Raw genomic sequence first — 21,943 nt, 5'->3', positions numbered from 1 at the left:
TATGCAATTTCTAAGTGTTAATGCGCAAACATACCATTTTAACTTGTGTGGTTTTCGCAACCCCATTGTGCCCCAACGAGAGCGTCATGGCCGAAACTCCACCGGGGTGATCTTTAGTATTTTGAAATCGGACAGATCATTGCCCTGGATGTCTATAAAAACATCCTCATTCTGGCCTTTTGCATTGGCCCTTTTGGCAAAATTTATTAATACCCGGACAATACTTTCTTCCTGGTTCCCTGCCGTTGCAGAAATCTGGTAAATCTCAAAATATTTGGGGGCAGCTTCATGTTCCTGAATATAGGCTTTTATAGGTTCATGCGTATCTATAAAACGAATCGCATCTAGTAAGGTCTGTGTTTTCATGGCTCGCCATTTAAATCATTTTGCCAGGTTAAGATAGTTTAAAAATCGCTAGGTATCATACAGTGCCATTGGAATCTGAGATTTTGGTTTTTTACTTCCAGGGATTAAATTGCCAATTATATACTGCTGATAATCAGGCGCTCACAGGCGACATAATGTGAATTTTTCCTTAAAATATGACTGTTTTTTAGGTTATTTTCCCCGGATACAGTAATTTAAAGGAATACCAAAAAACATATGTAATGGGAATTAAGAGTTTTCAAGGTCCCAGAATGTCAAAGCCATCAGGGGATGAAATACCTTTTAAGGTAAGTGATTTTATGACAAAGAACTTAATTACCTTTAAGCCGGAACAATCTATTCAGGAAGTTATTGAAACACTGATATCCAAAAGAATTTCCGGAGGGCCGGTAGTGAATGAAAATAACGAGTTGGTAGGTATTATTTCGGAGGGAGACTGTATAAGTCATATAAGCAAGAGCAGGTATTATAATATGCCTCATGAAGATGAAAAGGTGGAGCATAACATGATTAAAAATGTTGAAACTATTGACGGAGACATGAATATCTTTGATGCCGCCGATAAATTCCTGAAAGCCAAACGAAGGCGTTTTCCAATTGTGGAAGATGGTAAATTGGTTGGACAAATTTCTCAAAAGGATATTCTAATAGCCACCAGGAACCTTAAATCTTCAAATTGGAAATAAATCAGGGGTTTTTATAACAGCCTTCTTTGAAAAAAGAAAGCCGTTTAAATTCCAAACAACAAGCACCAAATTACAAATTACCCTACAGCAACATTGGAATTTGGATTTTGGGATTTAACAATTGCATTTCGCTAATGTTATGCCTGCCTGCCCCCGCTAGCGCGAGCATCTTGCTCGTGTTAAACACTGTATAATCCGAACCTCGTCGTCTGTAATGAAATGAAGGAGGGCCTTTGTCTTCCGAAATACAAGGAAGGACGAAAAAACACAACCCCTTGAAGTTCAAAGGGTTGTTTTAAATAAATCATCCTACTTCTTTCTGGTTAATCAGGATTACAATTTGTAAATGTTGGTTTAGGGAGGGTCCATTGTGGGGAGTCAGTACTAAAACGGGAACATTCAACGACATTGACTACATTCCACCCGCTTAAGTCCTGATTTATTGAAGAAATAAAAAACATGGAGCTCATATCGGTAACACTACTCACATCCCAGGAACTAATATCCTGATTAAAAGGGTTAATTGTGAATAGGAGACTCGATCCACTAAACATATTACTTGTATTGGTAACATTACTTACATCCCAATTTCCAATAGGCTGGTTAAAGGAGCCATTTATGAACATTGCACTCATATCTGTAACATTGCTGACATCCCAGTTATCAATAGGTTGATTAAAATTTGAACTCATGAACATACCACTCATATTAGTAACATTGCTGACATCCCAATTTCCGATAGGTTGGTTAAAAGAGCTCCCCCAAAACATACCTGCCATATTGGTTACATTGCTCACATCCCAGGTTTCAATAGGCTGATTAAATGATCCGGTAGGTTGCTGAAAGGATGGTGATCCTGCAAACATTGATTCCATACTGGTAACGTTGCTGACATCCCATGAACTGATATTTTGATTAAAGCTTGAACCACCAAACATTTCACGCATATTGGTGACGTTACTTACATCCCACGAACTTATATCCTGGTTAAAAGAAGAAGAAAAGAACATGGAGGTCATATCATTAACACCACTCACATCCCAGCTTCCAATGGGCTGATCAAATGAGGTGTTTGAAAACATACTAACCATACTTGTAACACCACTCACATCCCATGAACTAATATCCTTGTTAAAAGAAGACAGCATAAACATTGCATTCATATCAGTGACATTACTTACGTCCCATGAACCAATGTCCTTATTGAAAGGGTTAATTTCAGAAGAGAAGATATTCCCAACAAATAAACCACTCATATCGGTAACCTTGGTTGTACAAACCGTGGTAACATCCTCATCATTTTGAACCATTTCCCTTAGCATGGTTTCATCTACAATGGTATAGACCACACCATCAAGAATTCCTTGCTGCCCAACCTCTGCCCAATCATAAGATATAATGGTAACACCGTTTACATCCAGGTAAATAGGCGAGGTGAGCGGACATCCCTGTTCATCTACTCCCTCTCCTTCAGGAGTGTTTGCACAAACATCTATATCATCGGTAACACCATCCCCATCGGTATCGGACTGTGAAGAAGAACATCCGTTTTCATCTACGTCCTCTCCGGGAGGGGTATTCGGACAGATATCAACATCATCAAAAACCCCATCTTCATCCCCATCGGCTTTTAGAAAAACCAGGGTAACATTCATATCAGATTCCATAGAAACGGAGACCGGGTTCTCTGTACTTGTTAGACCTCCCATCCACTCTTTGAAAATATATCCTTCGGAAGGAGTAGCTGTGAGGGTAACAACCGTACCATCCAGGAATGCACCCCCATCAGGGGATACACTTCCTCCTTCTTCAGGGGTTATAGTAATTGATAGAATGAAATTTTCAGGATCATCATCATCTTTTGTGCATCCAAGAACCAGAAATAATACGGGAATTAGCAGAAAAATCTTATGTAGTAATCTCATATCTGTATAATTAAAAAATTATCAAATAAACATATAGGAAATTACTTACTTAGGCAATGATCCCGGTCATTGAGGAAGAAGTTTTAGGGTCAAGGGGTTTGGCGGAAAAATCGGAGCATTACTTAAGGTTATTCAATTCGTTATCAATCTCAATGATCAGGCCGCGAACTTCATTTAATACACTCTGATTAAAATCAATCATAGCCTTGCGAAATAAAGAACTCTCATTGAGAATAAAAATAAATTCATTGTCCGTCCGGGCTCCTTCCGGGTCTTGCAATTGGATGGCCTTTTTGTACAAATCGTGATCATAGTAATCTTCCCCACCCGGGAATTTAAGCACGTAATCCGTGGAGTCTGGGATAACGGTAAAATACCTACTAAAAAAGGGTAATTTTTTCTCGTATAAATCAAAAGACTTAAACTCATTGTGCATTTTGCTCAATGCGCTATAATAGAAATCGTAGAAGCGCGCTATATTCTTTCGAAGTGAATTGTTTTGTACCAAACCTACTTCATTGTTCTGCAGGTTTTCAAAAGTTGACCGGTGAAGTGCTGTCCAGAGCGTTATCCCCAGGGCATCGGTCATATTTATATCGGTTGCAGAGGTGCGATTTCCCAGAAGATATTCCAACAATTTTTGCTCCTCTCTTTGAAATTTGCGATGATACTCCAGGTTAAAGCTAATATCCAGAGTATCGAGGAGGATATCCTCTCGAATATTAGAGAGAAGCGTAATTTCACTTTCCACCAATTTCCGCTCTTCATTCCAATTATTGATCTGCAACGCAATTAAAATCCCAATAACAACTAGTATAATCTCCCCAACCGCATATAACAGATACTTACGGAACTTGTTTTCAGTAAATAGTCGTTGTCGTATTTGGCGGAAGAAATTAATCATTCGGAACCGGATTCTTTTAATATATTATCTATTACTAACAGAGCTTTTTTTAATGAGTTGTTATATTTTAAAAGCCTGTAGAGCATATCATCCATTAAGTTTTCAAACTCTATATCTTCAAATATTTTAAGTTTATCATTTTTTAAATCAGACTTAGATTTCCAATTTAAATTACCGTACATGTCAACGTCTTTCATGGAATAATGTTTTGTCAAATATGGCAGAAGGTCGTCTTCAATTGAACTGTCAAATGTTTCGTAATCTCCTTTTGCAAGTGCCATGCCTCTGGACCATTCGTAAAGTAAGTCTTTCACAGTTTCGTTTTCCAAAAGTTGTAGTCTCCCTGATTGTAATAGATCTGAAAGTGAATTTTCTGAGGGGGTAAATTCAAAAAACTCTACTGTTTGAAAAATTAAACTGTCGGTGTTTACTATTACTATTTGGGATTTGTCTTTACCCATAAGTTTCATAAGCTCCAATCCCGATTTAAAGGCTTCCTCATTCGCATGAATCGTTTGAATCAACGCTTTTTTATTTTGTAAAAATTCTCGATTTAAATTAGAGAGAACAGATTTTTCCTGGATTTTAGCAATTCTGCCCTCATTCCAATTATTGATACTCAAAGCAATTAAAATTCCAATCACGACCAGTAAAATTTCCCCAAGGGCATAAAGCAGGTATTTACTGAACCTATCTGCCCTCCGTGACCCGGCAGGCGGGTTATCCGTTAGGAGACGTTGTCGTATTTGGCGGAAGAAGCGTAGCATGGGTTTACGGGATTAGTTTTAACTCATAGTTCTTTTTATCCAAATTGATAGTTACCAGAAAAGTACCTGCTTTAACAGGTATGTTAGGTCCGCCAAATACTAATTTATCCTGATCCATTTCACCTATACCCCAATTAAAATTCCAGTTTTTATCTACACGAAATTTTATTTCCCCATCCTTTAATGTAACGGTATCCTGCCAGATAGAGTATTCTTTATTTGACGGAGTTATTTTAATCCCATTATCCCAACTACCTGGCAAGGTCCCCGATCCAACTATTTCCATAGAATAAAAATGTCTGTTCAGAAAATCAAAAGAGTCTTCAATAGTCTCTAGAACGGGGCTTTCAGGTGTCGATTCCGTAACCATAAGATTTCTACATCGCGTCTTTTGCAATTGAAGTCTGGCACGAAATTCTTTGGTGGAAATAAGTTCTTTAAGATCACTAATTTGTTCTGTACTGACTTTTGTATTACTGCATTCACGAATGAAATTTTTAAATGATTGGCCAGGAATAAGGTCGCAGATCGGCATGTTTTGATTTTTCAATAAGTGCATAAAACTTTCCTCCTCCTTTAATTTGTAATATGCTTCAAGATCTTGATAGGCTCCATTGAAATACCTGTTCAGACTTTCGTAGATGTCAAATTGAACTGAATCTGTTGGAAAGAAATTCAGATAATCAAGATACAAATGAGCATCAACATACCAATCTCTAATTAATTCGTCCAGAACCAATAAATTCCCCACCATTCGATTGGGGGGAATAGAATCGGGTATATCTAGCAGGCTGTCTATTACAGCAATTTGATACTGAGCTCTGTCCTGGTATGTTTCCCAATAAAGAGAGCTGGCGAAAAGGCGTTTATGAATTTTTTCAATTCCGAATTCATAGCGATTTAATTGAATACGCTGCTCATTCCAATTATTCACCTGCAACGCAATTAATATCCCCACAACCACGAGAAAAATCTCCCCAACGGCATACAGCAGATATTTGCTGAACCTATTTGCCCTCCGTGACCCGGCAGGCGGGTTATCCGTTAGGAGGCGTTGTCGTATTTGACGGAAGAAGCGTAACATGGCTTAGTGGTTACTTTTATCAAGATAAGAAATTAATTGGCTTGCAACGAATTATTGAATTATTCCAACATAAATTTTACTCAGGTGTATTATGGAAGAATCGTTAAAAAGGAGTTGGTGAGCAGATGAGGTGGATAGCAATGGTAGTATAGGGAAACAGGGTACCCTGGAGTCTTAGTTGAAAATAGTATCTTCGGCAGCAGTAAAAAATGCCAAATGGCGAAAAGCAATAAATCCGGTTCCTGGATAGATATTTTAATTGAGCTTGTAGAGGTCTTTTTTAAAAGTTCGCGTCAAAGCAAAAGGGGAAAGACCTGGCACCAGCATGTTGTGCCGCATGAATATGGTTGGGCCGTAAGGCGTGAGGGGAATAAACGTATTACCTCTAAACACCGGCGCCAGGATACAGCTATTCGCAAAGCAAAACAACTGGCCAGGAAATATAAGGCTGATGTGATTATCCATAGAGAGGATGGCACCATCCGCGATCGTATTAACTATGATTAAAAGTGGATTTTTTAGATTTCTCAATCGGCACTTCGTACCTCATATCGAAATGACATAAAGGTGTTGTAGAAGGGTATTCAGAGATTTCTTTGCTCTTACCTCGTACTTCTTTCCTTCCTTCCCTCGCACTTCTTTTTCTTTAGATTTCTCAGTCAGCACTTTGTGCCTCATATCGAAATGACATAGAGGTGTTTTCCAAACTGAATACTGGAATTTATTTGCTCTTACTTCGCACTTCTTTTCTTCCCTCGTACTTCTTTTTCTTTAGATTTCTCAATCGTTACTTCGTACCTCATATCGAAATGACATTAAGTTGTTTTCAGAACTGAATACAGGGAATTATTTTGCTGCCTATGGCTATCCTTGTTCTTACTTCGTACTTCTTTTCCTTCCTTCCCTCGTACTTCTTTTTCTTTAGATTGCTGTGCACCTTTCGCCGGTATTAGCGCCCAAGGCCTCAGGAACGATCAAAGATAAAATGGACCGAACAGGATTCCATATCCCCGTCATTGTCAAAGTCGTATTCCCCGGTATCTGCACCCCCATTAAAGGATAGGGTTGTTCCGTCATAGGTGTGGCCGTAGGTATCCCAATCACCAGGGTCATCATCCCAGACAATAGCGAAATAGAATGTTTGCTTCCACGCTTCCCAGAACATTTCTCCACTTACCGTATAAGAATCCCGATCTGTGGGATTTATTGTGAGGGTAAAGCGGCCATTAGATTGTACAGACATGAGGGCAGTTCCCCCATCCTCCACTACATCTACGGAGACGGTGTTTACACTGAACTGAGCTTTGGTGGCGTCCCAGGTTCCGGCGAGTTCGCTGATCGGGAACGTTCCGTCTTTGGTGAGTACAGTTTCGTCATCATCATCACTACAGGAGAAAGTCAGCGAGATCAATGAGATCAAAAATAGATATGTGAACGTTTTCATAGCGCTAAATTTTAGGAGAAGGGGCATATCCTCCTTCCGGTTACAATTATAAATTTATTGAGATTTGCTGCTGTCCGCAATGATACTGATCAGTTTGCTGGTAGAAACGTACTGCACTTCATGGGACCCTTCAATTCTTTAGATTTCTCAATCGTTACTGCGTAACTCATTTCGAAATGACATGAAGGTTTTTTTGAACTAAACTCAGCGATTAATTGAACTATCCATTAGCTTTCCCTGTTTTTACTTCGCACTTCAATTCCTTCCTTACCTCGTACTTCTTTCAGATTTCTCAGTCAGTACTTCGTACTTCCTATCGAAATGACATAGAGGTGTTTTCCAAACTGAATACTGGAATTTATTTGCTCTTACTTCGCACTTCTTTTCTTCCCTCGTACTTCTTTTCCTTCCTTCCCTCGTACTTCTTTCAGATTTCTCAGTCAGTACTTCGTACTTCCTATCGAAATGACATGAAGGTTTTTTTGAAACGTAATTAGCGATTTATTTGGACTACTTTTGGATTTTTCAGTTCTTACTTCGCACTTCTTTTCTTCCCTCGTACTTCTTTTCCTTCCTTACCTTGTACTTCTTTCAGATTTCTCAGTCAGTACTTCGTACTTCCTATCGAAATGACATGAAGGTTATTTTGAAACATATTTAGCGATTTATTTGGACTACTTTTGGATTTTTCAGTTCTTACTTCGCACTTCTTTTCCTTCCTTACCTCGTACTTCTTTCAGATTTCTCAGTCAGCACTTCGTGCCTCCTATCGAAATGACATGAAGGCCATCCCAAAACTTATGGCACCTGCCTGTAGGGTTTTACATCGGCCATCTTTTTTATAGCATGCTTATCGATTATATCGACGCTTTAAAGGCATTTCTTTTTTTAACTTCCTTCTTTTTGTTTCTTGAGGAACAATCAGCGCCCTTTAGAACAGGGACGCAAAAAGGGATTAAAACCTCTTGGTGGAAATGGAAAGAAAAAACGTACTGCGTATTTTTTCAGCGCTATTATGGCTGCTGTTTACTGCTGGCACTAACGCTCAGCAGCACATTCAAAAAGAATATATAACCGGGCAGGAAACCACCCAATCGGCAGTTGGGGTCAATCCATTTAATGGCAGTACTTCCGGTGATACCGTTAAAGAGGAGCTTTATGCTTACAGCGAACAGGAAATTCTGGCAACAATGACGCCTATAGCCCGGGAAAGGGCTAGCTTGTTTGTTCAATTATATAACGCCTATGTCTCCAGGGCCTGTTACAGCCTGCTAGACGAGGCACAAAAGGCAGATCAGCAATTGCTGGAGCAATATAATAACCTCCTCTTAGCCTCTAAAGACAGACCAGACAGGGCGGCGTATGACAAAGAATTGGCACTTGCAAAATTGATGTATGAAGCACATTGGAACATGCTGGAGGGACTAAAATCATGGAACGCCTTTAGCCCCTATGGTTCTGACGATCTTGATTTCTTTAAAAAAGAACATTTGGAAAATGCCTATTTAATGTTTCGCAAAGGCTCTTCAGATTCAGAGATCATTGACTTTTTGGCGTATAGATTGGCTGATGTGTACTATGTTCAGGAATAATTCTTTTGTATTTCCAAATGACAAAAACCAAATCCCAAAGCCTTATAAACTGACCTTGAAATTTGGATTTTGATATTTTAATTTTTTACTGCCTTTTGATTATTGAGCATCCGGGATTCACCCGGCCTGGCCCTTCGAAATGCAATGAAGTGGGCCTAGATCACCGAAATGCAATGAAGGAGGGCCTGGCCCTTCGTAATAGTATGAAGGAGGACTACTGTTCTTTTAAAGCAGTATCGCTTTGCTGTACCCTAATTTGGTTATTTTCAAGAAACTGATATTCTTCTTCCAGAAACGCCAAATAAGATTGGCCCTTTGCAAAATCGATATTATCACCAAATAATACAACAATCCCTTCCAAAGGCTCTTCGTAGGGGTTGTAGATGACATGCTTTACATACGGACCTATAAACACGCTCATGCCGGGCTCAATGTCATATTCTCCATCTCCAAACTGACCTTTACCCCGGCCTTTGGTGAAGATCATAAGATTGGGGACTTGCCCTTTATCCATATTCCGGTCGGCATTGGCGGCTTCATCTGTTCCTAAACTGAACCACCCAACACGTTTGTCTTTCATGGTATAGAGCGATACCAAAGCTGCCCCATGGCTTGGCAGGGAACTATCCCTGTTAAATCTTGTAATCTCTACAGCATCTTTTTTCCAAAAATGCTCCAGGATCTGGTAGGAGATGCCATCGTCCTTATGTGTAAAGGAATAGCCTTCCATTGCCAATATGTCCAGGGCTACCTTATCGGCAGCAGTAGAGCGGGCTGATGCGGTGCTGGCCGTCCATACTTTCGAGTCAATCTTTTTCAGGACACCGGCATCGTCGAATTGGAAATACCATGTAGGTTTTTCGGGTTTTCCTTTATACAGCAAAACTTCATTTGGGCCAAAATTGTGAAAGGTGTACTGTTTTCTCTTCCCCACTTTATATCCCTCTTCCTTTCTTTTTGATACAACATACCACCAGTCGTCTCCAACTGCAATACCAAATGTTGCCGACATGGCCATAGGGTCTGTTTTATAACTTTCCACAAAAGATTGGAGAATAGCTTCGGTATTTTCTTCACCTTGCTGTGCTAAAAGGCCTGAAGATGAGAAGCACAGGAATGCGACCCCCAGGAATAAATTAAGGCAATAGTTTTTTGTTTTCGAATTTGTTTTCATGATTTATAAAATTTAAAAGATTGCTATTGAGACGAATATAGAGACACTACAAGACCTGCCCTCGAATTTTGCCCTGTTTGGGGTGAAATTGGACTATTTGGGGTGAATTTTGGTTTATTGGAACCGCTTGTATTTACGAAGGCTTTCCAGGGTGTCGTCGGCAAAGGTTTTGGACACCGGGATCTCCGTATCGATGTAGCTCATAGTGATCCGCAAATCATTCAGCCCTCCTTTTATGGAGTGTACATTAAACAAGTTTACCAAATAGGAACGATGGCAACGCACCAGGAAATCATATTCCAGACTACCATACATCCGGCCCAGGGATGAGCGGATAAGGAATTTGGACGGGGTTTGATTTTTCAGGTAGAATAACTCTATATAATTGTCCTGGGCCTGCGCATATATAAAGTCGGATACAGAAATGGAGATTTTATCCTTTGCTCCTTCTCCCGAAAAATGGATCATCTGCGTATTGTCTATTGTGGCACCTATATTGGTAAGCACCGAATCATATTTTTCCTGAAGCTTTTTGTACCTGAAATAGAAATATGTACCGCCCATTGGAAACAGTAAAACGGCAGAGATATCCCTGATAAAACCAGGCACACTGGTTAGTTTCCAATCATGCCAGTTGCCAAGGATGTTGTACGTAAGGAAAACCCCCAATCCCAGGAAGATCAGGGACCATGCGGTCCACCCAATAACAAAGTTCAAACTTGTTCGGCCCTTAAAGAAAGCTTTGACACCAAATTCATTGATAAGCGTCAAAACTATAGTCACGGGTATAAATATTCCAATCTCCAGGAGAAAACTGGCGGTGTACTCATGATATGGATCGTAATTATTTACCCCAAAAGGAAGGAACGCTATTAGAAAGAGATAGAGGAATATCCCATTTGCCAAACTCAATATCCACTTGTAGCGGCGTGTAAGGAAAAAAGCATGAGTAGTATCCATCACATGCAAATATAGGATATTACCAATGGGATTTAAAAACGCACCAGCACCCGTCCCTTTTGGTTACGCAATATTTGCAGAAAAAAGGGTGGTTTATTAACAGGGTATTGGTTAGGGTTAATGATTTACCACATCTCCGAATAAACCTTTTTTAATTTTCAAGTAATTCACCTGTATCCAGTGCCCCCTTCAAATCTGCAGATACTTCCCAGTGGCTTCCGAAGAACCGTCCCCCATCTACCTTTTTGATCTTAATTACCAGGGTGCCGTCCGTCTTTTCCTTCACAGATGTTACAACAACTTTGCTTCCCGGTAAGCCTTTGTAATTGGCAATCCCGCCTCTTTTATAAATAAAATTGGGCCTTGGAAAATTTATGTGCTTATACCTTGGTGCGTCGGGGTCGCCTATTTTAAAAGTATCACCAACCTGTACCTCCTGGGGCGCTATGTAATTGGCGTCCTTTGCATTTAGGCCCATTGTTCCAATTGCGAATAATAGTGCTAAAATGAGCTGTTTCATAACTTTAGATTTAAGATTTGGGACGAATATAATAGATGCAAACGGGCTGCTAAATGATTTTTATCATGTCACCGCCATGACAATTTTTATATGGATAACAGCAAAGAAGCTCCTTAGGAGAGAAGGGAGTTTTTAATATAATTTAACCCATATTCAATTTTTACCCGCAACTTTTTGGAGATCCATTCCCGTATTGCACATTGTTTTAGCCGGCCTTTTTGGTTGCCTTTATTCCTTCCCGGCTGAGGGATGAAGCGTCTATAACTCCTAACCTTATATTCAGATAGAGGTCAAGAGTTTCCGCGCAGTTAAAGCCTGTTACCTATGGCCCTATAGTCAGGCTTCAAAAATCTTACTTAAAAGTTTCCCGCTACCCCGGCAATGAACGGTCGGTTATTTATTATACCTTCTCTTTCAAAGACAGATTTATAACAATTGCCATAAGCAGCCAGATAATAAATGTTTCCCCATGAGACATTTCATAGCTAGAACCGGCCGTTTTGGCTGCCAGTAATATAATGTAAACAATAATAGGGGATAAAAACAGGCTAATTACCAGATGGAGAATTGATTTTTTGTAATCCATAATTCAATGATTTAGTTGGTTAATAATAGTATAAAAATTAATCATAGCAAATGGCTGGCTATTCTTCCTAAGGTAGGAAATTATTATAAGAGTTAAACAGCTTAAATTTATACTTCCTATTCAGAAGGCCCCGAGCTCTTTATCGATTAATTCAATAATCAGGTCAATTTCGTTTTGCAACTCCATTCTGAATTTTAGTACATCATCAGTAAGTAAAAGTTTCATGGCTAACAGGTTTCGTACAGTTGGACGTTTTAAAATTTCCGGATAATTGTTCACGGGCTCTCCTTGTATGTTGACATCCAGATTATTGCTGGTATCCATGGTAAAACGTACCAAATTCAGGTGATCCTGCGCAATGTTATCAATTCTAATCTGCTGTACGGTAAGACGGTCCTTAACAAGGTTATTAAGGTTGTTAATCTTTAATTCCAGATTGGTAAACTTTTGACGTATCTCGCGGTTACGAATTAAAGAAGCCTTGCCGGTATTTTTTATTTCAGCATAGGAGTTTATTACAGGGACATTGGATTCAAAATCCCAGATCATATCAATCATAATTGAATCAGAAAAATATGCCGTAGATAAAGGAGCACCATCGGGCTGTATTCCCATGGCTAAGATTAAATTATCAATAAGCTCCTGTTCTTTACCAATAAATCCCTCCGATTGCAGACTGGCCGATTTCAGATCCTCCAACAGGTTTTCTAACAGAGCCTTTTCTTCTGATCTTGCCTTTTGGGTTTCATTCCAATTATTAATCTGCAACGCTATCAATATACCAACAACTACCAATAAAATCTCCCCGATAGCATACCTCAAATACTTTAAAGGCTTGTTTTCATCTGCTAGTTTTTTGCGGATTTCGCGAAAGAATTTAAACATGAAAATAAAAAGTTGGTTCTTCTTCCTAAGATAAAGAATAATTCAACATACATGGCGCTGTCCTCATTCCTATAGAAAAAACTATCTCACTATTGCTATGAATAATCGATGTTTCATCTGCTCCCGGATTCCGGATAAAGTAACCCTTATTATGATTTAGGGGATCTTTACAAGGGCTATTTTTTATGCATAACTCATTGTACGACACTCTCTTCTGCGAACCGTACCATTTGCCAGTATGGAGGTAGGTAGTTGTTTTCTTCTCTAAAAATCGCAATTTTAGAAGCTGTCACGACTTTACATTTATTAAAACGATCCACAAAATCATTGTTTTTCAAAGCAGTTACCGCCCCCATTCCTTCAGGGATAACCCCTTCTTTTCCTATGGCAGTGAGAAAAAATGAATAGGCCTTAAGTGCTCTTGCCATAGGTAGCAGCCATATATTGTAATCGAGTTTTTCACCATTATTTGCCCGCGCTATCAAAGCATCCATAACGGCATTGTCTAAATGATCCTGAAACAGCGTTTCTTTATCCCGCCATTCCGCTACCACACTCAACATAGGGTCATATTCCAGGTCGGAAGGCATTTGGGTTACAAAATTCTCCACCCCAAAATTACTCAGCCACTCCATAATACCGTTCGATGAGATCGTAGACTCAAACTCCCATAAATTAAGCCCGAATTGTTTGTACGCATAGGATCCAACTTCTGAGCAGAACATGGCCGATGCATCGTAATAGTCCATTTTAAAGTCATACGGAATATGTCTTTCCTGGGATTCGTTAAAAATATAAAGGGAAGCTTTGTGAGGGAGCATGGGATCTGCCTGCATTAGTTCCAGATCCGCTCTTGGGCGCATCACCATAAACCTCAGCTTTTTATCATTTAAATATGCCTGCAGGGATGCCAGGGCTACCCCTTTTTCAATATGAGCCTCCACTAAAAAAGGATCGTTGGTTTCCTGGTCTATATGGATAATTGCAACGTGCGAAAAATTACCTGGATAATCATTCCCCCTCGAAATAAAGGCCGATACCTCAGCGCCACCGCGGCTAACGAGCAAATCCCCGCTATGCACTTTTATTCCCAAGATATCTACCGAAGGTGTGGCCGAAGGTTCGTCCATAACATACATGGTTGAAACAAATTCATCGTCTGAAGATTGCAATAAAATCTCTTCCACTGCAGCCCTGATGCCATAAAGAATGCGATAAGAGAGGTTACGGGCCTCCACACTATTCATATCCCAGCTGCGGGCATCTGATTTTAATTTTTTTCTTAGCCGGTTATAAAAACTAATATACCAGTCAGATTTGTTTTCCTGGGCTGCAATCAGAGGGGCAATCCGGAAGAAATGCTTTTCCATCAGTGGGTAAAAATCCTCTTTAGGGCCTGTGGTTATATCTTGGTGTGCGTGCAGTATGCTATCAGTTTCCCCAATCATAAGCAGTAATAATGAATCCAATTCATTAGTGGGCATTGCCCTGGCTTTGAGAAAAGTTTTTTCCAGATTTTCCCAAAGGGCATCCTGATCCCAGATAAAAGGAGACTGCGATGCTTTTTGGAGTTCACCTGTATTTTCAGGAAGAGGGATAAGGAGCAGGAAATAGAGCCCTGCAACGATTAGTAAAACCTTAAATATTTTCTTCATAAAATAAGGTGGGTCAGGGGGAGTAGGCCTTTATCCACCTTGTAAATATAGCACTTTCCAATACCAACAGTTTACCGTAAACCATTTTAATTCGGCATATATCAAACCGGACTTGTATATGTCCGTTCCTTATAGGTTAACCTGGCTTTCTGAAGATGCCGGCAGCCCATTCTTATTTGGTCATACAATAACCGCTGAGGTTTAGGAATCTCAATAGTTTTTTACTACAGAAATTTATAAATTGACAGAAATTAGTATTCAAGTGATGAAATCATTTTTAAAACAACCCCTGGTCCATTTTCTTTTGATCGGATTCGGGTTTTTTCTGCTTTTCCGGGTCTTTGGGGATGAGAATGAAATAGATTCCAAAACAGTTGTTGTGGATAAAGAAGCCCTCATGACCTATTTTCAATACCGCTCCAAGGCCTTTAATGCGGAGGTATTTGAAGAAAAGCTGGCCAGCCTGCCACAGGAGGAACTGGATAAGATGATACAGGATTATGTTCGGGAAGAAGTACTTTACCGTGAGGCTATGGCCATGGGACTGGACCGGGAAGATTATATCATCAAAAACAGGATGATTCAGAAAGTCGAATTTTTAAGTGAGGGCATTGGTGAACTGGCTGTCAATATCACGGATGAAGACCTGGAAAATTTTTATGAGGAAAATAAAGACAAATATTACGAGCCTGCCCGGGTTACTTTTACCCATGTCTTTTTCAAGACGGACAATCGGGGTGATTTGGAAGCTTCCCAGCTCGCTAAAAGTACCCTGAAGGAGTTAAACCTGAAAAAAGTACCCTTTGAAAAAGCCCCTGCCTATGGTGAACGTTTTTATTACAACACCAACTATGTTGAAAAAGGAAGGGATTATGTAGTAAGTCATTTTGGTGAGGAGATGGCCAATGCTATTTTAGAAGCAGACCCCAATCCTTCTCAGTGGATAGGACCACTTCGGTCGGAATACGGATACCATCTGGTTCTAATAGTAGGAAAGCAAGAAGGTCTTTATCCCGAATTAGAGGAGATAAAAGAACAAGTGCTGCAAGACGCCCGATATGAACAGAAAGAGGAAATAAAGCAACAGAGTATTCAGGCTGTGATTGACGGCTATACTGTTGAAGTGACCTATAAGCGCCCCGAAATAAATTAGGCACCATGGATTGGAAAAGGAATTTCTTAGTGGGTTTAATTTTCTTATGCGGACTAAGTGGCATTAGCGCACATGAAGGTCGCCCCTTATTTGTTGAAATCACCGAAAAAAAGGCCGGGGTATTTGAATTGCAGTACAAAATCCCCCCGACCATTCCGGAATTCAACCTGCCGGAAATTTTTCTTCCGGAGTCCTTTGAGGCGATTGACAAAATCACCCTTTATCAGAGTTCAGGAGGATTTATTAAAAGGCAGAATTTTAAATCGGCATCAGCCCTCAATGGCGGAGATATCCAAATTCAATACCCTGTGATGAATCCTTCCGTATCCTGTATTATGAAGATAACCTTGCTGAATGGCCAAAAATTCAGTAAACTGCTGGGTCCGGATGAACTGCTGTGGACAGTTCCTGAAGAAGAAAGCTGGGCCGGGGTAGCCAGGCAATATACCCAACTTGGCATCCAGCATATCCTTGAAGGCTGGGACCACCTGCTCTTTCTAATTTGTTTGATGCTGGTTGCAGGGATAGGTAAAAAACTGTGGATTACCATAACCGGGTTTACTATTGCACATTCTATTACCCTGGCATTATCAGCGCTTAACGTGGTGCGTTTACCTATTCCTCCTGTGGAAGCAGTTATTGCCTTAAGTGTGGTTTACCTTGCCGTGGAAATTGCACTGCAGAAAAAAGACTCCCTCACCTACAGATATCCCATTACCGTTTCATCTTCTTTCGGGCTATTGCATGGCTTCGGGTTTGCGGCGGTATTGGCCGAGATTGGATTACCACAGCTGGAGATTTTAACCAGCTTGCTGTTCTTTAATGTTGGTGTTGAATTGGGGCAAATCATATTTGTAGTGGGGATACTTCTTCTCTGGATCCTTATCCGCAAACTGTTTATAGATAAAAACGTGGTTGCCAGACTGCAGTTCAATCGGATTAAACTTGAAAGGCTGGCTGCTTACTTCTGCGGGTCAATTGCCAGTTTCTGGATGATTGAAAGGCTGTACGGATTTATAGTATGAATACTATATGGGCAGCCATATTACGAAAATGGTTTCTTTATTGATATCAATCGTCACCAGTTTTATTATTCATTACAGGGCATTTTGTCTGTAAAAGCCGGGTCAAAACATCAATTTCATTTTTTATGAAATTATAGAGTTCAATTTGCCGTGCATTGGAGGAAATATAATAAAGCGCATCATTATAAAGTCTTTTTTTCATGTCTTCAGCTATGATGCCTTCCTTATCTAATGGCATGGCCGCGTAAACATCTTGCTCCATGCCTTTTAAAAAACGGTCTCTGCCCATATAAGCTTCAACCCAGCCATTGGCAAAATTATCCCGATGTGAAAAGTTGATGGCTACTGCATTCTCTCCGTTCACTTTTATAATGCTGATAAAACCGTCTACTTTATTAAAATAATTATTTAAAGCCCGGATAACATTTTTGTCCCGGATAATATTCAGGTTCGCTCCGGATTTCAGGTCTTCAAAGGCGGAATTATTGGGTTTAAAGTCGGAATATATAGCTCGTATCGAAAGGCTGATTTGTGTTCCTATTTCTTCCTTCCTGGTCTTTTCTTTTTGGAGAAGCCGCACCGCCTGGTTGGATGCTTTTAATCTGGCCTCAGACTGGGCTATTAAATTGGTCACTTGCTCCCTGTCCTGAATAACATCTTCCAGCAACCGGCAGTAATATTCTTTTTCTAATTTATTTTGCTTTTGCTGTTCATTCCAGTTATTGATTTGTAGCGCTATGAGAATTCCAATAACTACAAGGATAATCTCCCCAATGGCATATAACAGATATTTCCCGAATCTATCTGCCCTCCGTGACCCGGCAGGCGGGTTTTCAGTAAGCAGTCTTTGTCGTATTTGGCGAAAGAATTTTAGCATTGGTCCGGGGTATGGGCTTTCATAACTCTATTTATCTTATTACTGCAATTTTATTTCATTATCTATCATTTCAATAAGTTTTCGGGCATGAAGAGTGAGTTCTTTGGTTTCCGTATTTGTAGTTTGTAAATGTGAGGCCCTCATTCGTAAATGGTTCAAAAACTCCCGGTCTCTTAGTAAGCCCTCCCGGTCACTTTTCAGCGGAATATCTGAATATTCTTCCTGCCTTATTTGTGTGCCGAAGAATGATGTGGAAAAGTTCTGGTCAATGACGTCCTGTATGAGAATGTATTTAGCCATCACAGGATAATAATGATTTTGAAATAAAGTCATGGCATAGGTTTCTTCTTCAATCATGTCATTTATAGATCCCGGCCAGGAGATCAGGAAGTTCCTTATAGAATCATTACGGATTAGGCTAATCTTGCCTGAACTAAATAGTTGATCAATTGTGCCTAGTATGTTATTGAAAGTAGGCCGGTAAAAAGTAAGCCCTATCAGGCTGTCTAACTCTCTATTTTCAAAATCCATGGAGTTGGTCAATTTAAAAATGCTTTTAGTGGAAGAAAGCATCTGCGCTCTTATTTGATTTAAATGATCAAATTCCGCGATTGTATTTTCTATATCATTCTTAACACTATTTAAAATTTGGATTTCTTCCTTCCGTTCCAGGCGTTTGTAGTTCCAATTGTTAATCTGCAAGGCAATCAATATACCAATCACTACCAAAAGCACCTCCCCTATGGCATACTTCAGGTATTTTAAAGGTTTGCCATCGTCTGCGAGTTTTTTGCGAAATCGTCTAAAAAAATTTAGCATAGTTTTGATATTAACGCCAACACGCCATCTGGCCCATTCGCTAAAAACATTCACTGAATGTTTTCTTAACGCTCTGTCCTCTAAAGAAATTGATCATGGAAAAGAGTGGCTGGTTGTTTTTCCCAAGGTAAGGAATTATTGAATAAAGGGAGACAGGCCTTTTCTGATATTACAGTGCATTTAATTGAGAGTCAGGTCGGGTATAAGATTCTTTAATCGGACACCGGGTTAAGGCTAATAGGTTGGATAATTTCCTCAGGATGTTCAATTTTTCACTACCTTATTGACATAATCTTAAAAATCAACCAATTATGAAAAAAATTATTTTTGCATTTGCAATGTTTATCGCTTTTTCGGTAAGCGCCCAGGACAGCTATTACACGGTTTATACATTTGTTGTAGAACCACAGAACCAGGCCACCGTTTACAATTTGGTGGAAGACTATTATTCCAAGAACAAGCCTGAGGACGTTTTTGTGCGCCTCTTTGAAATCCACTTTGCAGGTGGCGATGCCACCCATTCCATTGTTTTTTCTGGCTCCCAGGAGGCCCTGGGAAATATGTACGGAGGGGGGCCTAACGACTCTTTCTCTCTTTTTTTAACGCGCCTGAACCAGCATATTAAGGACGGGTCCGGCTCTGCTATGGGCAGGAATATTTCCTTAGTTGGGGAAACCAATGTGCGTTATCGTGCCCAAAGGATGTATTTCCTTGATGTCAAAGATACAGAAACCTTTGATGCAGCACATAAAAAATTCCATTCTGCACATAACCCGGCAGGCGTTCTCGTAAACATGGGTGCTCCCACCGTAGGAATGGGAACGGGCAACTACAACCGCTGGGTAATGGTTGGGTTTAAAGACATGAAGACGGCCATTGGGGGAGCAAATAAATTGCTTGCCGGTGACGCCCTCAAAGCACGGGAGAAAGCCTGGGAAGATTTTGTTGAAAATAACGGAGGGGTAGAAATGAAAGGCTCAGGCCTGCGGTTACTCCTGGGAGCCTGGTAAGGGATAAAGCCATTTAAAGTGGCATAATTTACAGGATTCTAAGTTTTAAATAACTAAGACAGGTATGCTTTAAATGCCTGTCTTTGTTTTTATCGTAATGCCAGATAAAACCGAAATTATTTAAGCGCCTTAAATAGGCTTACCATAATTGGTCATTAGATCATCATAGTGTGCAAAACCCCAACTGTTCGTGCATTTAATGATTGTTGCGCAACGTTTCATCATCCCCCTTTTTACCATTTTTTAATACCCTGGCCGCATGGATGATATAGTTCTTAACATTAGTTATCTGACTTTCATCTAACCGATCTCCAAAATTGGGCATGCCTTTGGCAAGAAATGCTCCTTCCCCTACTATTTGGGAAAACATTCCAAATACTGCTTTTTCCGAATACGCAATGTCCGGATAAGCACCCCCGCCATTTCCCGGCGTGCCATGGCATCTGCTGCAATATTGGTTAAAAACCAGCTTCCCGTTTTCTATTTTGTCCATGGAAGCAGTAACCTCCAGATCAATGAATTCCTTTTTAATGGTCGGGTATACAGGAGCAGCTTCATTTTTGCCTAATGCAAACGTATATATAGTCCCGGGATATAACTGATCTGTAAATCGCACATACCTGCCAAGAACACCACCCCAGCCAGATATTAAGGTAATGTATTGTATGCCGTCTACCATATAAGAGATGGGTGAAGCGACAACCCCTGAACCCACATTGAAACGCCATTCCTCTGTCCCGTCTTCCGCGTCATAGGCAACCAGGAAACCTTCTGCATTTCCCTGAAATACAAGATCTTCCAGGCTCAGGACTCCGGCATTCCAGGTAGATTTATGTGGTGCCTTCCATACTTCTTTTTTCTTAATCGGATCCCACGCAATCAACATTCCTTTTTCATCCGGAGCCAGGGAATCCATACGGGTAATGGCGTTTTTATTTCCGCCAAGGGCAATATTGAAGGTTCGGATATCTTTCTTGTATTCCCAATTTAATGGTTGACCATAAATCATGGACAGATCCCTCGCCGGAATATAAACCAAATTCGTAACCGGATTGAAAGCCATAGGCTGCCAGTTATGCCCGCCGGCCGGGCCGGGAAATATCTGGGCATTAACTTCTTTGTATCTGCCGTAATCGGTTTCTACAGGGCGTCCGGTCTCCAAATCAACTCTGGTTGCCCAATTGGTATAAACATAGGGGTCTGCAGAAATTAAGGTTCCATCGGTGCGATCCAGTACATAGAAGAAACCATTTTTGGGCGCTTGCATCAAAACCTTCCTGGGTTGATTGTTGATCTCAATTTCCGCAAGGATAATGTGTTGCGTGGCTGTATAATCCCAGTTGTCTCCCGGAGTAGTCTGATAATACCACTCCAGATTTCCATTGTCAGAATTAAGGGCAACTATGGAAGAAAGATAAAGGTTATCACCCCCCTGAGGACTTCTCAATGCCTGGTTCCATAAGGTGCCATTCCCAACCCCCACATAGATTAATTTCAGTTCCGGATCATAGGCATAGGCATCCCAGGCAGTTCCACCACCACCGGATTCCCACCATTTTCCGGTCCATGTTTCTGCGGCTTTGCGCATTGCTTCATTTTCAAAGCCATCTGCAGGATTTCCGGGAACGGTGTAAAACCTCCAGCTTTGTTTGCCTGTTAAAGCATCATAGGCTGTGACATAACCCCTGACACCATATTCAGCACCACTATTGCCAATGATTACTTTTCCATCAAACACCCTTGGTGCACCGGTAATGGTATAACTTTCACTTTGATCTACAGTTAAAACCTCCCAGGTCTTTTCACCGGTTACGGCATTAATGGCAACTAACCGGCCATCTAATGTTCCTACATAAACAAGGCCTTTATACAGTGCCACCCCGCGATTAACTACATCACAACAGGCTATTTCCCCATATTTGCCGGGCACTTTGGGATCATAAGTCCAGATAAGTTCTCCTTTTCTGACATCAACAGCATATACAATACTCCACGGCCCACTTACATACATAATACCATCTACCACCAAAGGCGTTGCTTCAAACCCTTTGGTAGTACCAAGATTTAATGTCCAGGCCAAGCCCAAACTGTCTATGTTTAATTTCGTAATCTGGGTTAACGGACTAAAGCGGTCCTCACTGTAGTTTCTGCCATAAGAGAGCCAATCCTCCGGGGTTTTGTCTGCATTTATCAATCGGTCATAGTTCACTGCATGGGTAACCGCTTTTATGTGTTCAACGGATCCTTTTTCAGGACTTTGATTGCAGCCGGTAAGTAATACAGCGAGGAAGCCAAACAATAGGTTTATTTGAATCCTGTATGTAATTAGGTGTCTTATGTATTTTAAAGGCCTGTAGCCGTCTGTTGGGTTTTTGCGGAATTTACTATAGAAATTGATCATCGAAAGGAAGTGGTTGGTTGTTCTTCCTAAGATAACAAATTATTATTTATAGCGAGGCATGCTTTAACCTATGCTAAAACATTAATGGT

The 21,943-nt window shown here is 40.4% G+C and carries 21 protein-coding genes; 6 read left to right on the top strand and 15 right to left on the bottom strand.

The genetic code is table 11. The features are described 5' to 3' along the window. Positions 1-84 precede the first annotated feature (84 nt). On the bottom strand, positions 85-366 hold the full coding sequence (locus G504_RS0106800) for a hypothetical protein (RefSeq protein ID WP_019669403.1): 282 nt from the start codon (positions 364-366) through the stop codon (positions 85-87). Between the two features lie 242 nt (positions 367-608). On the opposite strand from G504_RS0106800, the gene G504_RS0106795 reads away from it, so the two are divergent. After that, on the top strand, positions 609-1,073 hold the full coding sequence (locus tag G504_RS0106795; RefSeq protein ID WP_019669402.1) for a CBS domain-containing protein: 465 nt from the start codon (positions 609-611) through the stop codon (positions 1,071-1,073). A 323-nt stretch (positions 1,074-1,396) separates the two neighbouring features. Here the strand turns inward: G504_RS0106795 and G504_RS19635 are convergent, their stop codons facing one another. The 4 genes from G504_RS19635 to G504_RS0106775 all read right to left on the bottom strand — a co-directional run bounded on the left by G504_RS19635 (position 1,397) and on the right by G504_RS0106775 (position 5,753). Then, positions 1,397-2,998 carry a BspA family leucine-rich repeat surface protein gene (locus tag G504_RS19635; protein WP_019669401.1) on the bottom strand — a complete coding sequence of 534 codons (1,602 nt, stop codon included), beginning with the start codon at positions 2,996-2,998 and terminating at the stop codon, positions 1,397-1,399. Between the two features lie 118 nt (positions 2,999-3,116). Beyond that, positions 3,117-3,902, bottom strand: a complete 786-nt coding sequence (locus tag G504_RS0106785; protein ID WP_019669400.1) for a DUF6090 family protein — start codon at positions 3,900-3,902, stop codon at positions 3,117-3,119. Then, positions 3,899-4,669, bottom strand: a complete 771-nt coding sequence (locus G504_RS0106780; protein ID WP_157473070.1) for a DUF6090 family protein — start codon at positions 4,667-4,669, stop codon at positions 3,899-3,901. Before G504_RS0106780 ends, G504_RS0106785 begins: the two co-directional genes overlap by 4 nt. A 4-nt stretch (positions 4,670-4,673) precedes the next feature. Then, a complete protein-coding gene (locus tag G504_RS0106775) occupies positions 4,674-5,753 on the bottom strand; it encodes a cadherin repeat domain-containing protein (protein WP_019669398.1) in 1,080 nt (359 codons plus the stop codon). A 216-nt stretch (positions 5,754-5,969) separates the two neighbouring features. Here G504_RS0106775 and G504_RS0106770 point away from each other — a divergent pair, with 216 nt between their 5' ends. After that, the gene (locus G504_RS0106770; RefSeq protein WP_019669397.1) at positions 5,970-6,260 is read left to right on the top strand and encodes a DUF2188 domain-containing protein; all 291 of its coding nucleotides are present in this window, start codon (positions 5,970-5,972) and stop codon (positions 6,258-6,260) included. A gap of 457 nt (positions 6,261-6,717) precedes the next feature. On the opposite strand, the gene G504_RS0106765 is transcribed toward G504_RS0106770, so the two are convergent. Further along, complete coding sequence (locus G504_RS0106765) at positions 6,718-7,197, bottom strand: hypothetical protein (RefSeq protein WP_026348439.1); 480 nt, start codon at positions 7,195-7,197, stop codon at positions 6,718-6,720. 974 nt (positions 7,198-8,171) lie between these two features. Between G504_RS0106765 and G504_RS0106760 the strand changes: the two genes are divergently transcribed. Beyond that, positions 8,172-8,789 carry a hypothetical protein gene (locus G504_RS0106760; RefSeq protein ID WP_157473068.1) on the top strand — a complete coding sequence of 206 codons (618 nt, stop codon included), beginning with the start codon at positions 8,172-8,174 and terminating at the stop codon, positions 8,787-8,789. Positions 8,790-9,003: 214 nt separating this feature from the next. Here the strand turns inward: G504_RS0106760 and G504_RS0106750 are convergent, their stop codons facing one another. The 6 genes from G504_RS0106750 to G504_RS0106725 all read right to left on the bottom strand — a co-directional run bounded on the left by G504_RS0106750 (position 9,004) and on the right by G504_RS0106725 (position 14,569). Next, positions 9,004-9,963, bottom strand: coding sequence for a cupin domain-containing protein (locus G504_RS0106750; protein WP_019669394.1), 960 nt, complete (start codon positions 9,961-9,963; stop codon positions 9,004-9,006). Positions 9,964-10,077: 114 nt separating this feature from the next. Next, positions 10,078-10,923, bottom strand: a complete 846-nt coding sequence (locus G504_RS0106745) for a LytR/AlgR family response regulator transcription factor (protein WP_019669393.1) — start codon at positions 10,921-10,923, stop codon at positions 10,078-10,080. Between the two features lie 151 nt (positions 10,924-11,074). Beyond that, positions 11,075-11,443, bottom strand: coding sequence for a hypothetical protein (locus G504_RS0106740; RefSeq protein ID WP_026348438.1), 369 nt, complete (start codon positions 11,441-11,443; stop codon positions 11,075-11,077). Between the two features lie 400 nt (positions 11,444-11,843). Beyond that, entirely contained in the window at positions 11,844-12,029 is a 186-nt protein-coding gene (locus G504_RS0106735) for a hypothetical protein (protein WP_019669391.1), read from the bottom strand. A gap of 120 nt (positions 12,030-12,149) precedes the next feature. Next, on the bottom strand, positions 12,150-12,914 hold the full coding sequence (locus tag G504_RS0106730) for a DUF6090 family protein (protein WP_019669390.1): 765 nt from the start codon (positions 12,912-12,914) through the stop codon (positions 12,150-12,152). Positions 12,915-13,108: 194 nt separating this feature from the next. Continuing rightward, a complete protein-coding gene (locus G504_RS0106725) occupies positions 13,109-14,569 on the bottom strand; it encodes a YiiX/YebB-like N1pC/P60 family cysteine hydrolase (protein WP_019669389.1) in 1,461 nt (486 codons plus the stop codon). Between the two features lie 265 nt (positions 14,570-14,834). On the opposite strand from G504_RS0106725, the gene G504_RS0106715 reads away from it, so the two are divergent. Beyond that, a complete protein-coding gene (locus G504_RS0106715) occupies positions 14,835-15,722 on the top strand; it encodes a peptidyl-prolyl cis-trans isomerase (protein WP_019669388.1) in 888 nt (295 codons plus the stop codon). A gap of 5 nt (positions 15,723-15,727) precedes the next feature. Next, positions 15,728-16,747, top strand: a complete 1,020-nt coding sequence (locus tag G504_RS18365; RefSeq protein ID WP_019669387.1) for a HupE/UreJ family protein — start codon at positions 15,728-15,730, stop codon at positions 16,745-16,747. Positions 16,748-16,793: 46 nt separating this feature from the next. Here the strand turns inward: G504_RS18365 and G504_RS0106705 are convergent, their stop codons facing one another. Next, positions 16,794-17,624 (bottom strand): DUF6090 family protein, encoded by an 831-nt coding sequence (locus G504_RS0106705; protein WP_019669386.1) that lies wholly within the window; start codon positions 17,622-17,624, stop codon positions 16,794-16,796. A 39-nt stretch (positions 17,625-17,663) separates the two neighbouring features. Next, positions 17,664-18,443: a DUF6090 family protein gene (locus G504_RS0106700; protein WP_157473066.1), complete on the bottom strand. Its 780-nt coding sequence runs from the start codon at positions 18,441-18,443 to the stop codon at positions 17,664-17,666. Between the two features lie 311 nt (positions 18,444-18,754). On the opposite strand from G504_RS0106700, the gene G504_RS0106695 reads away from it, so the two are divergent. Beyond that, positions 18,755-19,453, top strand: a complete 699-nt coding sequence (locus G504_RS0106695) for a hypothetical protein (protein WP_019669384.1) — start codon at positions 18,755-18,757, stop codon at positions 19,451-19,453. A 196-nt stretch (positions 19,454-19,649) separates the two neighbouring features. Here the strand turns inward: G504_RS0106695 and G504_RS0106690 are convergent, their stop codons facing one another. After that, the gene (locus G504_RS0106690; RefSeq protein ID WP_019669383.1) at positions 19,650-21,854 is read right to left on the bottom strand and encodes a PQQ-dependent dehydrogenase, methanol/ethanol family; all 2,205 of its coding nucleotides are present in this window, start codon (positions 21,852-21,854) and stop codon (positions 19,650-19,652) included. Positions 21,855-21,943: the final 89 nt, after the last annotated feature.

Origin of the sequence: Eudoraea adriatica DSM 19308, assembly GCF_000382125.1 — a bacterium.
GTDB classification, from domain to species: domain Bacteria; phylum Bacteroidota; class Bacteroidia; order Flavobacteriales; family Flavobacteriaceae; genus Eudoraea; species Eudoraea adriatica.
The sequence above is the reverse complement of the archived record's forward strand: the minus strand, read 5'-3'. Positions and strand labels throughout refer to the sequence as shown.